The 14713-nt window shown below is 38.0% G+C and carries 13 protein-coding genes; 1 reads left to right on the forward strand and 12 read right to left on the reverse strand.

The annotated features are described in order from the left end of the window. Positions 1-136 precede the first annotated feature (136 nt). The 12 genes from DSM02_RS14200 to DSM02_RS14255 form a co-directional block, all read right to left on the reverse strand. Positions 137-799 carry a P-loop NTPase family protein gene (locus tag DSM02_RS14200; protein WP_034886801.1) on the reverse strand — a complete coding sequence of 221 codons (663 nt, stop codon included), beginning with the start codon at positions 797-799 and terminating at the stop codon, positions 137-139. Beyond that, a complete protein-coding gene (locus DSM02_RS14205; RefSeq protein ID WP_031427467.1) occupies positions 783-1535 on the reverse strand; it encodes a hypothetical protein in 753 nt (250 codons plus the stop codon). Before DSM02_RS14205 ends, DSM02_RS14200 begins: the two co-directional genes overlap by 17 nt. 3 nt (positions 1536-1538) lie before the next feature. Beyond that, complete coding sequence (locus DSM02_RS14210) at positions 1539-1823, reverse strand: helix-turn-helix domain-containing protein (protein WP_031427468.1); 285 nt, start codon at positions 1821-1823, stop codon at positions 1539-1541. A 293-nt stretch (positions 1824-2116) separates the two neighbouring features. Further along, complete coding sequence (locus DSM02_RS14215; protein ID WP_031427469.1) at positions 2117-2968, reverse strand: RteC domain-containing protein; 852 nt, start codon at positions 2966-2968, stop codon at positions 2117-2119. Positions 2969-3024: 56 nt separating this feature from the next. Next, positions 3025-4077 carry an MFS transporter gene (locus DSM02_RS14220; protein ID WP_240674067.1) on the reverse strand — a complete coding sequence of 351 codons (1053 nt, stop codon included), beginning with the start codon at positions 4075-4077 and terminating at the stop codon, positions 3025-3027. A gap of 164 nt (positions 4078-4241) precedes the next feature. Beyond that, on the reverse strand, positions 4242-6359 hold the full coding sequence (locus DSM02_RS14225) for a copper-translocating P-type ATPase (RefSeq protein WP_031427470.1): 2118 nt from the start codon (positions 6357-6359) through the stop codon (positions 4242-4244). An 18-nt stretch (positions 6360-6377) separates the two neighbouring features. After that, positions 6378-6671, reverse strand: a complete 294-nt coding sequence (locus DSM02_RS14230) for a hypothetical protein (RefSeq protein ID WP_031427471.1) — start codon at positions 6669-6671, stop codon at positions 6378-6380. 515 nt (positions 6672-7186) lie between these two features. Further along, entirely contained in the window at positions 7187-7609 is a 423-nt protein-coding gene (locus DSM02_RS14235) for an HYC_CC_PP family protein (RefSeq protein ID WP_128766269.1), read from the reverse strand. Positions 7610-7774: 165 nt separating this feature from the next. Next, positions 7775-10222: a TonB-dependent receptor gene (locus DSM02_RS14240; RefSeq protein ID WP_031427473.1), complete on the reverse strand. Its 2448-nt coding sequence runs from the start codon at positions 10220-10222 to the stop codon at positions 7775-7777. 8 nt (positions 10223-10230) lie between these two features. After that, entirely contained in the window at positions 10231-11595 is a 1365-nt protein-coding gene (locus DSM02_RS14245) for an HTTM domain-containing protein (protein WP_031427474.1), read from the reverse strand. A gap of 3 nt (positions 11596-11598) precedes the next feature. Beyond that, entirely contained in the window at positions 11599-12723 is a 1125-nt protein-coding gene (locus tag DSM02_RS14250; protein ID WP_031427475.1) for an imelysin family protein, read from the reverse strand. 72 nt (positions 12724-12795) lie between these two features. Then, complete coding sequence (locus DSM02_RS14255) at positions 12796-14016, reverse strand: DUF4856 domain-containing protein (protein ID WP_031427476.1); 1221 nt, start codon at positions 14014-14016, stop codon at positions 12796-12798. A 248-nt stretch (positions 14017-14264) separates the two neighbouring features. On the opposite strand from DSM02_RS14255, the gene DSM02_RS14260 reads away from it, so the two are divergent. After that, positions 14265-14681 (forward strand): HYC_CC_PP family protein, encoded by a 417-nt coding sequence (locus DSM02_RS14260; protein ID WP_013073638.1) that lies wholly within the window; start codon positions 14265-14267, stop codon positions 14679-14681. The last annotated feature ends 32 nt before the right edge of the window (positions 14682-14713 follow it).

Genomic DNA, 14713 nt, shown 5'->3' on the forward strand with positions numbered 1-14713 from the left:
AAATCTTTCAGAGGTTGAGTTATTCCCTATTATTAAACTCGTAAATCTAGTCTGGATGATAAGTGTTGCTTCTAATTATTTAAATTAAGTTTTGGCAGAATACCAAATATTTGCCAATGTTTAACTATTACTGCGATTATTTCCTTTTATCCCTAGCCCGCTTATCAAAAGCAATCAAATTAAACAGCTCACGCATTCTGCTTCGAACACGATTTCCGTAGCGTTCTTCCAGTTCTTCAGCGTTCAGATTAGTGGTGGCGTGGGTTTTAATTTTCTTTTTGGTTTGCAGATATAATTCGTAACGAGACAAGAGCACTTCGCCCATTACGTTCAGATCCTTGCCATAAAACCTTCCAGCAGGCTCGACGCCTAAATCATCAAAGCAGAAAAATTTTGTATTACCATATTCCTCGATAGTCTTAAATCCCAAGTGATTAAAACTAAACGCTACATTTCGGCAGGGAATCATTTCATATGGTCGTTGCATTGGCACAATGTATCGCAGTAGTTTCATCAAAGTGGTCTTTCCACACCCTACAGGCCCTGAAAGAAGTATGCCCTTGTCAGGATCGATATCATCTTTCAGACAATTTTCTTCATCATTGATGAAATAATGGCATAGTTTGCGGATGATAACCGTGTCCTCATCATAGATTCTAAATTGTTTGCCAAAGAGCAACTTTCCCTTTGCATCCAAGTAAATCAAGATTTTGTCAAAATCGTAGAGAACGCTTTTACCATCAAACTTTCCGAGCGAGTATTCCACGCCACCTTCGGTAATTTTAGAGGGGTTGTCCATAATCTTTGTTTTTAGTGGTTCGCAAGTTGTCCTTGATTTGGGACGGTTGTTTTTTGTTTGGTTTGTTTTCCTCGGTATATAGCTCTGTTCTGTCCATCCAGTTCGTGGCCAAAGCACGCCAATCTCTAATTTCATTTCCATCACTCGTTTTCCAGTTCCGAGTTTCGTAATGCTCGAAGAATTTTTTTCCTTCATCGGCAATAAAACCTTTTTCAATAAAAAAATCAATAACGACCTGCCAGCCCTTTGGTTGTTTTATATTGTTTATTTGTTTGGTATTGTTTATAGTAGATACCAATGCTTGTCCACTGGTGGGATGGTGCAAGTCCACAACTTGTCCATTTTTGGGATGGTGGTGTCCCTCAAGCGGTACAACTCTGGGATGGTACTGTTCCGCAAGTTGTTCTAATATGGGATTGTACTGTCCCGAAACAGGTTCATCACTAGTCCCAATTATGGACATCTTGATTTTACTGCCCTTGTATGGATTGTTGGATGGGAAATAGCATAGGTAAAGCCACGAGTCTAAATTTGTAACGCATCGATGATACGTAGATTTTGAGCCTATTTTGGCAGCTCGCATCAAATCCCTTCGATTCACATAAAATTCATCTGCAAACCGACTACTATTCCATTCCTGAAATAGCGCCATATAAAGGGTTATGTGCGTGGGATTTAGGCGGTCATCGAAATAGAATTTTTCAAATGCCGCATTAAGTAGCTTTATGTAGTTCATCGCTTAAGAATTTAAACCGTGCTGTACACGATTTGATGTCATCACGCCTTGAATTTCCTCGGCATCGTAGTAGATAATACCCCCAACTTTTGTGTATGGCAATGTTCCGTTTATGCGAAGATTCTGTAATGTCCCTGGACTGACTTGAAGCAAATCCATTACTTCGGAAGATTTTAGATATTTCTTAAGTTTTCCAGTTGCTTGTTTAGATAGAAGATTCTTAATGTCATCAAGCAATTCCATTTTGAATTCTCGAAGGTCGTCGGTGGTAATAATATTTGCTGGCATAATAGAACGATTTTAAAGAAAGGGACTATCGTTTCGATTTCAACTAATTTGATAGCCCCTGATCTGATTTGACTTTCGTTCTACAAATTTGGGATGGTTTATTGGATTTTAATCCCAAGTTGCACCCAAGTAGGGTGTTTTTATTTGTTCATTTTCAATGGTTTAGATTAGTTCTATTTGGGGTTTGTTCTTTAAATCATCTATACCAAATGACGATAAATAAAATTAATTTTACTTTTTCCCAAGTTCAACCCAACTTGGGAAAAATTTTAACGTTTTGAATTTTAAAAAAATTATCCGTCCGTTTCTTCCATTCGCCTTAAAAGTGTTGATTTTAGTCTATCGATAAACTTGGTTTGGTCAATTTTTCGTTCTCTAATTTCTAGAAAAGTTCTATATACATTTCCGAGTTTGAGTTCAAATATATCCTCACAAGCTGAAGCCATTTCTTTAATGCCAGCGGTACCACTTTTTATTGCCCCAGATGCCTGTAAGGCATAAATCAATTCAATGAGGTCTGTTTTTGAGGCTGTCCAACCAAGTCGCTCACCATTTGATAAAGTGTTCAATTTATTGGGTTTACTGTAGGAGAGGTCTCTTAAATAACTTAATTCCCCAACGTAGTGGCTAATTAGAAGGTCATATGCCATAATTTTTGCAATAGCGCTATCGTGGCTTGTAGAAAATTCTGCATCAGTATAAAAGTGTGATGTGTCAGAAACCAAGCTAATTTTGTCGTGTCCGCGTAAAAAATAAAATTCATCTAAAAGTTCAGAATCCTCTCTGTAATATTTGATAAAGTCTATATTTCGTCTATTGCTTTCTTGAAGCCTATTTATTTCTGAATCTATAAATTCTTCTTGGGATTTTATTGTTCCCGCAGGCCTATTTATTAAAAAATTATAGAGTTGGGCATAAAATTTTAATCTGCTGTAGATGTAAGGCTTATGTTTTTTAAAGAATATTATTTCGTTCTGTTGATCCACGAATTCATTTTCCCTAACACATATTCGTAACTTTTGTAAATATCGTCTTGAAATGGAAATACCTTTTTCAACATTATTGAAATCGCCAAGGTTAGATTCCTCAACTATTTTTATTTCCTCTTTATAATTGTCTAGTATTATATGAATTAGCTTGTGCATAGTATTATTGGGGCTTTGGATTTGGGTTAAACATCTATAAGTAATACGTATGTATTTTATGGCGGATTTTTAAGAAAAAATAGAGTGCTAATAGCAACCAAAACAATGATTCCGGCAATAATGAAAGGATAGTAAAAACCACCTGTAATCAGCCACGTTCCTAAAACGGGGCCTAGAATCTGACCAATGCTATTGGTCGAGCTCTGGATAGATATGTTCCTGCCAGTATCTTTGTTTGATATCAGTGATACGGCCGATAGCAAATTTGGTGTTACCATAGCACCTCCAGCAGCAAATACAATGATTAATGCATATACCAAAATTTCATTATTAAAAAATGGAAAGGCTATTAAGGATAATCCAGATATAAATAGCCCTAGAGCAATTTGTTTCTTTGTGGATAAAAACCTCTCTCCGTAAGTAGCGAACACGGGTTGTAAAACAGCCATTATTGAACCACATAGCATAAAACCAATACCGACTTGATTACTGTTAAACCCTAATTCATCTTTACCATAGATTGAAAAAGCAGTTTCAAACAAAGTCACTACAAATTGAATGACAAAGGATAATACCAGTAATACGATAAAATATTTAGTAAATGTGAAACGCAAGCTTACTTTTTTTGTAGTGAACTTATCTACACGAGCGGTGTTCTTTAGCCATTTCATCACAACGAAAAGGACAATTAATCCTAGTATGGCAACGAATAAAAAGGGGACTGAAAATCGGTCTAAATGCAGCAGACCTATAGAATATCTTATATGAATGTCAGTTTGGGATAAAAAGCCACCAATGACAGGGCCGAAAATAACCCCAGAGCTAATGGCAACGCCAGACCAAGCCATTATTTTTGTTCTCCGTTTTTCAGAAGTAATATCGCTTAAATATGCGTTGTTAACTGGAATAACTGAAGACGTGAAAATACCACCAAAGATTCGAGCGATATAGAGCATTGTCAAGGATGTGGCCAGACCAGTAAGTAATTGCATAATTACAAAACCGATTAGTCCACAAATAATAATGGGTTTACGACCGTATTTGTCTGAAAGCTTTCCCCAAACCACCACAAATAATAACTGAAAAAATGGATAAATGCTCGTAAGCAATCCAATATGGAAATTGATAAGGTCACAGTATCAAGATTGTCCTTTAACGCTAATCGTTCGGTATAATAGGGAAGGGTAGGTAATAAAATGCCATAGCCCAACATCACTACAAACAAACTCAATAGAATTAAAAATATCCTGTTGAGTTTTTCTTTTCTATCCATTTATTTTTTACCGATTTTTCGCTTCAATAATTGCGCATTAATAGCCACTATAATTGTACTCAAACTCATAAATACCGCTCCTACAGCTGGTCCCAAAACAAAGCCGGAAGAGTATAGAACACCTGCAGCTAATGGAATGGCCACCACATTATACCCAGTTGCCCATATTAGGTTCTGAATCATTTTATTGTATGTAGCCTTTCCGAACAAAATTAGGTTTGCAATATCTTGTGGATTGCTATTTACCAATATAATATCGGCTGTTTCGGCGGCTACATCAGTACCAGAACCAACAGCGATTCCTACATCAGCTTTGGCAAGTGCGGGCGCATCGTTTACGCCATCTCCAGTCATAGCCACAAACTCTCCTTTGTTTTGCAACTCTTCTACAATTTCTACTTTTTGGTGTGGTAGCACTTCGGCATAATAGCCATCCAACCCTAATTTTTCACTCACAGCTTTGGCTGTTTTTTCGTTATCCCCAGTTGCCATCAAAACTTTGATATTATTCTTTTTAAATATTTTTATAGCTTCCGCAGATTCAGGTCTTATTTCATCAGCAAGCGCAATGTATCCTGCTAGTTGTCCTTCAATTAATACAAATACAACAGTTTCAGCAGCGTCACTATAAGCATCTTCAGGAATAGTTATTTTTTCATCCCTTAAATAACCAGGACTAACCACTTTTACTTGCTTTCCTTCTACATTTGCCTCTACACCTTTACCAGTGATCGCATTAAAGTTTTCAGGCTTTGGGATTGTAATATTGTCTTCTTTAACTTTTTTAATAATCCCAACAGCAATTGGATGTTCTGAACTTTGTTCCAACGCACTTGACAGTCTTAAGATTTCATCGTTTGAATAGGACGCATTTACAGATTTGATTCGAGTAACGCCAAAGTCCCCTTTGGTCAAAGTCCCTGTTTTGTCAAATAGTAAGGCGGATATCTTACGTGATTCTTCAAAGGCAGTTCTATTACGGATTAATAATCCATTTTGTGCAGATACAGCAGTAGAAATGGCAACTACAAGAGGAATTGCAAGACCCAATGCGTGTGGACAAGCGATGACCATAACGGTAACCATTCTTTCTAATGCATACACAAACGGAAAGCCTAAAATCAGCCAAACTGCCAACGTACCAAAACCAATAGCCAAAGCTATATAAGTCAACCATTTTGCTGCCCTATCGGAAAGGTTTTGCATTTTAGATTTGGTCTTTTGTGCTTCCTCAACCATCGTAATAACCTTATTGAGATAGCTGTCTTTTCCTGTATGTTCCACCTTTACCTTCAAAGTGCTATTGCCATTTACTGAACCACCTATTACCTTATCCTTTTCTTCTTTTTTCACAGGCTTGGACTCCCCTGTAAGCATTGATTCGTTTAAATAACTTGAACCTTCTACTATGATACCATCAGCTGGAACTTTCTCTCCAGGCTTTACCAAAATCACGTCATTTTTTAACAAATCTTCAAGTGGTATATCTTCAATAGTGTCGCCTTTTACCCTGTGAGCTTCGGCAGGCATCATACTAACTAAAAGTTGTAATGCTTTTGAAGCGCCTAATACACTTTTCATTTCTATCCAATGACCAACAAGCATAATAGCAATTAGGGTTGACAGCTCCCAGAAAAAGTCAACTCCTCGTAAACCAAAGACAGTTGCAGAACTGTAGAAATAGGCGACACTTATTGCCATAGATATAAGTGTCATCATCCCAGGTGCACCATTCTTTATTTCGGAAACAAATCCTTTAAGAAAAGGCCATCCGCCATAGAAATATACAATGGTAGAAAGCGCAAAAAGAATATAAGAATTTCCGGGAAGTAAAAATTCATACCCAAAAAAATCTTGAATCATTGGCGAGAAGAACAATATTGGAATAGTAAGTACTAGCGTTACCCAAAACCGTTTTCTAAAGTCTGCAATCATCATTTTATGATGGTCGTGACCCATTTGTCCGTGACCCGGATTATGACCCGAATGGTCTCCATCTCCATTTTTCATTTTGGAATGATCCATTTTGGAATGATCTTCTTTTTCGTGGTTCATTTTAGAATGATCCATTTTCGAATGGTCCATTTCGTTGTTTTTGTGCTGCTCGTGATTTTCCATTATAGTATTGTTTAAGTGTTATCGTAATTTTTTTCTCATTGCTTCCGATATGTTTTCGGCATAGACGCCATAAGCATCAACTAAAAGACCTTTAAGCCCTTTTTTGGAAGATATTGCATATAAAATGCTGTTATCATCGGTACTGCTCATTCCTTCAAAGCGATATATTTTATCCACATTAAAATCTTCTGGTCGAATCTCAATTTTCAGGGAAGCACATTCCAGACATTCAGGTTTTAAGTTGAAATCATAAGGGTATTCGTTTGCCTGTAAATCGTTAATAGCTTCTGAAAGGGTGTCATAATTTTTCATTTATTTTTATTTATAAGTCATTGTAAAATAACTGTTGTCTTCTTCGGTAAATTTTTGAAAGGTCAATAGACCTTGTGCATTTAATTTCTCGTTAACAGTATAATTGAGTTGCTTAATGCGAATTCCCAAGGCATAGGCCTTAATGTTGATTTTTGCTACCGTAGGTCAGGTACTTTTTTCAAGATACCTACAATTTTATTCACGGGTTTTATAAGTGCTCAACCAATGATCTTCCTAATATTAAGGAAGAACAGTCACTTTGATGCTCCTGTGACTTCTGCTTAATTACTTTTAGGCAGCGATTACGTACCATACTCATAATCCAAAATGCTTTTTAATTGCTTATAGTAAATAAAATTATCATTGAGTTTTAAGTTAATGGTTTGAAAAGTCTATATCTTACAGGGTTAATAATATTTTGTGATGCTGAAAATAGAGTACAACAAATGTTAGCCAGAAGTGAAACTTTGGCTATAGAGGGAATGCAGATTAAAGTCAATCTGCGATGTAGAAAATCAAATTAAGAAGGTCTCGTTGAGAATTATAATATCTGTAGATAATAAAGGCGGCCTGTAGGTTTTAAAAGAAATGACGTTTTCTTCTAGCCCCTCGAACAGATTAATATAAGTATTAAAAAAAGTATTTATGAAAACTAAAGTATCAATCTCTAAAATTGTATTGGACTTCTTAAAGGTGTCATCTCCTTCTTTTACAATGGTTTGATTATCGCAACAACTTTTCTCTTGTATGGAAGTACATTGCTTGGAATTATTATCTTTTTTTTGTACAATCTCCATACAGGATTCTGCCTTACTAAAAAAAGCCATATCCACCAATTTATTACAGCAAAAGTGCATATCCACCGTGAAAGAAGAAGTAGAAAACAGTATAAAAACTGCTAAAAAAAAAGATAGTATTTTGGTAAAAAAAGATTTCACAGTATTAATAAATTTTGTCTAACATTAAATGTTTTCGTAAATTAAATGCTGCTGTTTAACAAGCTTGTTATCAAATTTTTATGAATTAACAGCAAAATTAATTAATGCGAAGATAATTTTAAAGGTTCAACAGAAATATGATTTTTGTCATTAATGCAGATTAACTCAAAATTTAAGTTGTAAGAGCACATATATGGTTCGTGGTAAACTTGGTATGATCCCTGGGCCCGGATAGCCCGTCGCACGGCGTGTAAAATAACTTTCGTTCAAAACATTGTTGACCCCCGCTTCCAGTTTAAACCGATTATAGGTATAGGAAAAAGAAAGATCCATAATATTATAGGCAGGTATTTCACCTACAATACCACTCTGGCTTTGAAAATCCCTGGGCGAATTGGTGGCATCGGTAAACTGTTGGCCCAAATAAGTATATTGCAAACTACCCAAAAAGTCTTTATACCCAAAATTTAATCCTGTTTTTAGGTTAATACCGGGAATGAACTCCACTTTTTTGCCCTTCACATTGTTTTCTTGGGAAGAGGTGTATTTTGAATCTGTAAGGGCCAGGTTGACAAAAGTACCGAGTTTGATATCGTTTTTTTCTGTGGACAGGGTTTCCCATATATTCCAGTCCACAAAACTTTCAATGCCATAGGTAATGGCATCCCCTATGTTCCCTCTAAACCGCTCCTGTTGGATATCACTTACTTCCCGTAATATCACACCCAAACGATCTTTGTAATTTAAAAAAAATGCTCCCACATCATAGGAAAGGTATTTCTTTATTCGCCCGCGAGCCCCTATATCAAAAGTATATCCTTGCTCATCTTTGATGTTGGGATCTACGGTCAATGACGGATTGGTAATTCTAATATCATTAAAAGTAACCGAGCGGTAATTCTGGCTTATATTCCCATATAGTTCAACCGTTTTATGGGGTTTATAACTTAGCCCAACACCCAATAAAATAAAAGAACGTTCAAGATCACGGTTATCCGCCACATCTTCGTTTAAGATGGGGTTACCTGCAATATCAAAGTTGATCCGTTTAAATTCGCCCCTACTTCTAGTCTTTATATATTCAAACCGTAGCCCAGGAGTTACCGAAATTTTTTCGGAGAACTTAAAGACATTTTCGGAAAACAGGGCAAGGTTCAAGTTCGGAAACCTAAAATCGCTTTGCCTTGGGTAGTTGGGGTAGGTCTGTTCTTCAAAATTAAAATTGGCGTTGCTGCCGTTGCTGCCGGGCCCCTGCCGCTCTGTATTATTGGATTGATAGTACTTTCCACCAAAAAGCACCGTATTCTCTTTTCCGAAGAAATTATACCGCGTCAACAAACGGGCCTCTGCCCCCCAATTGTTAAAATTACCTACTATCAATTCCCTTGGAGCCTCCACATCATCCTCCTGTGAAACCCTGTTTTCGCGAAAACCAACCGATTTCCTATAGGCGTCCAAGGCAAAGAGGTTGAGGCTAAAATCGGTTTTATTGCTCAAAGCGTGTTCCAATCGCATAGCATATAATTTCCAATCCACATTAAACCAGTTTCGGGTTCGGTTGCTAAACGTGGGGTCTTCCTCAAACTGTTCATCGGTAAGACCGCCCGGTTGCTGTGCCAAATAGTTTAAATAGCTTACCTCAAAGGAAATTTTGGTCCTTTCTGTAGGCGAATAATCCAAATGTACGTAGCCATTGAAGGATTCAAACTGGGAGTTGGGACGAAAACTATTTCCTTTTTTATAGTTGAAAAAAGTATAATAACCTACCTTGCCCAAGGTCCCGCCTAAACTGTTAAAACTGGTGAACAAGTTGTAAGAACCCAAGGATTGCCGGGATATCCACTCTATTTTCTTGTTGGGATCGGGTTGTTTCAGTTTAAAATTGATAAGGCCTCCAAATTGTGTCCCATACTGCAAAGATGCCGCACCGCGTACCACTTCGATCTCTGAAATGGATTCAGCCGGCGGTGTATAGTAACTTTCGGGATATCCCAGTACATCTGCAGAGATGTCATAACCATTTTGTCTTGTATTGAAGTTTGCACTGCGGTTGGGATTGAGGCCACGCCCACCAATATTCAATTGCAGTCCCGCATCGTTGTTTTCGTAGATATTGAGCCCGACCACTTGGGAGTATATCTGCCTGGCATTACCGCCGGCAAGGTTAGCGGTAAGGTTGCTTACCAATACCACTTCGCTCTTCTTGCCCGCATAAATGGCAGTTCCCTCAACGTCCCTTAATCGTTTTAGGGCGAAAAGGCGTTCTTTTCTTTGGGTGACCACTACTTCAGAAAGTTCTATGCCCAAAGATTCAAGTTCTAAGTTCAGTGACGTATCATCGGAAATGCTAACCTCGTGATCCAGTATAGCATACTCGTAGGCAAATACGGTAAAATTATAGGTCCCTTTTGGAATGTCCTGAAATTTGAAATCCCCAAAATCATTCGTGATGGTTGATTTTCTTAGAGTAGTGAGAAACACTTCGGCATTTGGGACAGGTTCGTTGGAAGCTGCAGAAACTACTTTTCCCTGAACCACATATTGTGCAAACATTGCAGAACTTGTGAAGGCAAAAAATAGGGTTGCGATTATATGTTCTTTTTTTAAATACATTTTTTTGTTTAAAAACCTTTGATTTCATCCTTAAATTCCAATATCCAGTCCTTAGGCCCAAACGACTCTTCTTGCTCCAGTAAATTTACTTTTGGGTCAATATAAGGTTGGCTAAGCCTGCCATTCAGTGCTACATAGCTCTCTACATAGACCGCTACATTTTTATGGCCTTGTGCTGTAAAATGTTTTCCGAGGAACTGGGCGTACTGAAGGATAAAGTCGGGTTGGGTGCTCATCTGTTTTTCCTGAAATGTTGACAGAAAATCGGTATTGTCAACAAGGAAAGCTGTTCCCTTTTTTTTATCCACAATCTTAAATTGTGCATATCCAGCTTTTTCCATTAGCATTACCCGCCAAGAAAAACGGTATCCCTCCTCGGTCCAAAAAAGCTCGTTTTTGTAGAGCAGATAACGCCAAGGAAAAAGTAACTGAAAGGCAATAAACAAACCCACGATAAGCATTGGGGCCATGGTTTTATTGCGATAGGTTTTATTGCGTATCCCTGCATCTGCCTTTTCCTTTTTAATCCTAAAAATAGTCGAAAGCGTTTTCAATATTTTATGGTGGACTCCCGCATCGAAAAAAACGAGTGCGCTCACTATCATCACATAAGGGAACATACCTATGGGAAAGAGGATGCGGGTCATCAAATGAAAAATTACCACCAGACCGAAAGCTGCCCAACGGGTGGGTCTATAAAACAACAAAAACGGTATCGCCAGATCATAGGCGGCACCGCCCCAGCTAAAGGCATAGTGAAGCCATTGTTGCTGCATTAAATTTCCCAACAATGGCAGGTCATATTGGGCCGGCAACCATATCTTAAGCGGCATTGCCCCAACGAGCCAGTCGCTGTTCAGTTTTGCCAGACCGGCGTAGAAATAGACTAGTGCAATCAATAATTTTATGGCATCAACGGTCCATTTGGGAATCTGTTTATAGGCCTTATCCTTATTCCTTTGTGCATCCATTGAATAATAGGCATTTGCGGGAAGGAAGATCATTAAAAAACTAAGACAACTAATAAAATAGTAATGGTTAAGATAGGTCGTCTTATCCATCAACTCGATGTAGGTAAAGCTTAAAAAGAAAAGGATGATCGCCATTCTGTATCGATACCCCAACGCAATGCAGATTGCGGAGATACCGCAGATAAAGAACAATAAATAGGTGTAAACACCCAAAGGCCGTACCCATTCAAACCCATAATATGAAAAAAAGAATTTGGGTTGAATATAAAGTTTATCGATCCAGCCATAGCTCCAAAAACGGACGATGCCAAAAAACATCATCAGTCCAAAAAAAATACGAAAGACCGCCAACGGGGCAGCCTCTGTAGTTATATTTCGGTATGCATTTAAACGTGAGGCCATTGACTAATCGCCATCGGCATCTACATAATCCACATTTATGCTCAGTGCCTGCAACATATCCACTTTTAAGAGGATAACGTTGCGTTGTAGCTCATCATAAGTACTTAGCATTTTGGTATTGTCAGTTTCAATCTGTAGAGCAAAATTATTGTTCAGTTCATTTGCCTGGGTTTCTGCAGCATTGAACTGCGCATTGATAAGGCCACCTAGATCCTCCCCATTTTTAATACTGTTCAAAAAATCAAGATAGGTCTTGAAGCTTTCCCCGGTAGTATTGTTGTTAAAGTATTTTCCGTTGAAAAAATCCTGGCTTGCCTTAACTGCTGTTAGCATCAATTGTTTGGAAAAATCTTTTTTATAGCGCGCCTCTACATTTTCGGGTAATGGTTGTTGGGAGAAAACACCTGCGGGTATCCCTACTTTACCCGCCCGCAACGATTTTTCAAAATAGAATATATAGTCGTTCGTTAGTTTGTCAACAGATCCAGTAGCCGAAGAACTAGTATTTGCAACAAAAACATCCCTAAAGTTGGCATTCCAATCATCGAGTACTGTTGTGGTCAATTGCAGGATAGTTTCCGTAAGGGTGCCGAGATAATTTTTATATCCCAGGGCATTGCCGTTGGTAGTATAGAAACTTACAATTTCGGTATCTGTTGCTCCAAGACCGTTGATCAGATAATCTATAGCAGGGAAACCCTGTACATCCATTGTAGATGGCAAGGCCAGATCGTAAGAACCGGTGGCTACAAAATCTTCAATTTTTTGGGTGTTTGATGGATAAATATTCAGTCGGTTTCTGTACCGTAACTCTTCGGCCTTGCCTATTTCGAACATAGAGACCTTTTGAAAGGAAATGTAGGCCGCTGTCCACGAGGCGCGCAAACTCTGTAGGCTTGCCTCTGTAGGCTCATTTGAATAGACCGTTGCGGCATTGTTCAGGTTTTCGGCCTCTGTTTTAAAAGAAGTATATGCAGGGACAATGATATTATCTGCCCAATTTAAAAGCATTGCGCCACGATCAAAATTATTGTTAGCCGGTGGCAAGTTTTCGTTCCCATTATCTTTTGAACACGCTACAATCAGCAGTCCGATACTAATAAAACTCCAAAGTTTCCAGTGTTTCATAACTATTTTTTTTAAATCAACCGATTTTTCCATCGGCGGTAAATCGGTTGATGTGGCTAATTCAATTTTTATTTAATTTGCGCTGGCAGCTTGCTCGACCGTGAAGTCAAATTTAGCGGCAATAGCTTCAGTAATACTGTCCAGTGTTGAAGGTTCAAGGTCCCAAAAACCATTGAGTCCATCCGCCAAGAGAGCAGATGTAAAACCATCAACTTCGCTTGTGCTAAAGAAGGAAGTATCTGTACTCTGGTTTCTAGTAAAACGCAAGCTAAAAACAAACCCATAACCCTCAGAAAGGTTTTGGAATGCGGCGCCAAAATCACCGTTTGCAAGCAAATTTTTTCCTTGTTGTAAATAGTATACCGCACGTATGGCAATTACCTCGGATATTTTTTGACGTATAATGGCAGCCTGGGTATCCCGTACTGTATAATCTTTTGCCACTATCGCGGCACGACCCAATTTGAATGCATCAAAAATATCGGCAGCAATGGTAGAAAAATCCGGGTCTGCGTTTACTGTGCCCAAATAATCATTCAAAAAACTATCATCGCCCCCAATGGTTACATTCGGGTTGGCTGCATCAACGGATGTTCCGTAGAGGTATCCATAGGCCTCGTCCCAATTATGTTCCATCGTGGTAAAGGTCTCTCCATCCTCTGTAATCCCATTGTCGTTGTCCGCAACTTTATTATCAGCATCAAGAACAGCTATGCTGAGATAGTTGTTAAGCATCTGATCTGCCATCAGCGCCCCAATAAGGCTTTTTGCAAACATTTGGTTGTACACAAGTCCTTTAGCGTTAACATACCGGGTTTTTGTCCCATCGGCAAGTTGACCGGCACTGCCAGCGACTGCTAGGACATCCTTGTTAGGGAATACCTCATTGACCTGACCGGAAATATAGCTATCGAATAGGTTTCTTATAGCTGCCGCTTCTGTGGTGTTTGCGCTAAAATAATCTTGGGACGCAGCCGTTTTACTGCGTACGTTTTTATCTGACGCATTTAAGGCAGCGTCTGAAAAATCTAGGTCCCCTTCCTGATGTGCATACATTGCCTGCAAGGATATCACAGTCGTGTTTTCGAAATCTGTAAAGGAATTAAGGATTTCTTCAGCCATTAAAATTCGGGTGGTCTGGCCACTAAAATCCACTGTGGATTGTCCATCTCTTTCGAAGGTGTAGTTTGAAGGCACCTCAATGTTTGAGGTTTCAGTAATCGGCTCATCATCAGAAGAACACGAAGCAAAAATAAGGCTTCCTATAATTGCGGTAAAAAACATTTTTTTCATCATTAAATTTATTTAGACTTAATATAAGTAAGTGATTATTTCAGCGACAAAAATAGAAATGAAATTTAAAAAAACAAACTTATTTAGAACAATTCTTAATAATAAATTTAAAACAGGTTTGTATTCGGCATTTTTCTAGAAATTAGATAATCTTTCATATAGATTTAGGAGAATATGTTGCATATGAAATCAAAATTATTTGTTAAATAAAGAAAATTTACTTGAAATTTTGTATTTTTGTAAAATTAATGAAGAAAATCTTTTTTAAAATATCAACATTCTCTATGGCACTGTTAGTGTTGTTGTCAACCGTATCATTTACGGTAGATAGTCATTATTGTGGAGATATTTTTGTGGACTCTTCATTATTTGGTCACGCTCAAACTTGCGGTATGGATGTTCAACAGCAATCGCAGTCATCAGAGTGTGATATTTCTAAAAAAGATTGCTGTAGTGATGAACAAGTGATTGTTGAAGGGCAAGATACTTTAAAAACATCGTTCGACAAATTAGATAAAGACCAACAACTATTTGTTGCTGCTTTTATCCATACCTATATACACTTATTTTTCGAATCTCAAGAAGATTTAAATTCATACAGAGATTATACGCCTCCTCCCTTGGTCAGGGATATTCAAGTTTTAGACCAGACTTTCCTTATTTGATTTTTAAGTAATTAGAACTGTAGTCCTGCATT

The sequence above is a fragment of the Leeuwenhoekiella polynyae genome, assembly GCF_004104075.1.
Lineage (GTDB): Bacteria > Bacteroidota > Bacteroidia > Flavobacteriales > Flavobacteriaceae > Leeuwenhoekiella > Leeuwenhoekiella polynyae.

Bases quoted from the DNA above. Each gene is read 5' to 3' on its own strand.
- DSM02_RS14200 (WP_034886801.1), bottom strand. From the start codon at position 799: ATGGACAACCCCTCTAAAATTACCGAAGGTGGCGTGGAATACTCGCTC.
- DSM02_RS14205 (WP_031427467.1), bottom strand. From the start codon at position 1,535: ATGAACTACATAAAGCTACTTAATGCGGCATTTGAAAAATTCTATTTC.
- DSM02_RS14210 (WP_031427468.1), bottom strand. From the start codon at position 1,823: ATGCCAGCAAATATTATTACCACCGACGACCTTCGAGAATTCAAAATG.
- DSM02_RS14215 (WP_031427469.1), bottom strand. From the start codon at position 2,968: ATGCACAAGCTAATTCATATAATACTAGACAATTATAAAGAGGAAATA.
- DSM02_RS14225 (WP_031427470.1), bottom strand. From the start codon at position 6,359: ATGGAAAATCACGAGCAGCACAAAAACAACGAAATGGACCATTCGAAA.
- DSM02_RS14230 (WP_031427471.1), bottom strand. From the start codon at position 6,671: ATGAAAAATTATGACACCCTTTCAGAAGCTATTAACGATTTACAGGCA.
- DSM02_RS14240 (WP_031427473.1), bottom strand. From the start codon at position 10,222: ATGTATTTAAAAAAAGAACATATAATCGCAACCCTATTTTTTGCCTTC.
- DSM02_RS14245 (WP_031427474.1), bottom strand. From the start codon at position 11,595: ATGGCCTCACGTTTAAATGCATACCGAAATATAACTACAGAGGCTGCC.
- DSM02_RS14250 (WP_031427475.1), bottom strand. From the start codon at position 12,723: ATGAAACACTGGAAACTTTGGAGTTTTATTAGTATCGGACTGCTGATT.
- DSM02_RS14255 (WP_031427476.1), bottom strand. From the start codon at position 14,016: ATGAAAAAAATGTTTTTTACCGCAATTATAGGAAGCCTTATTTTTGCT.
- DSM02_RS14260 (WP_013073638.1), top strand. From the start codon at position 14,265: ATGAAGAAAATCTTTTTTAAAATATCAACATTCTCTATGGCACTGTTA.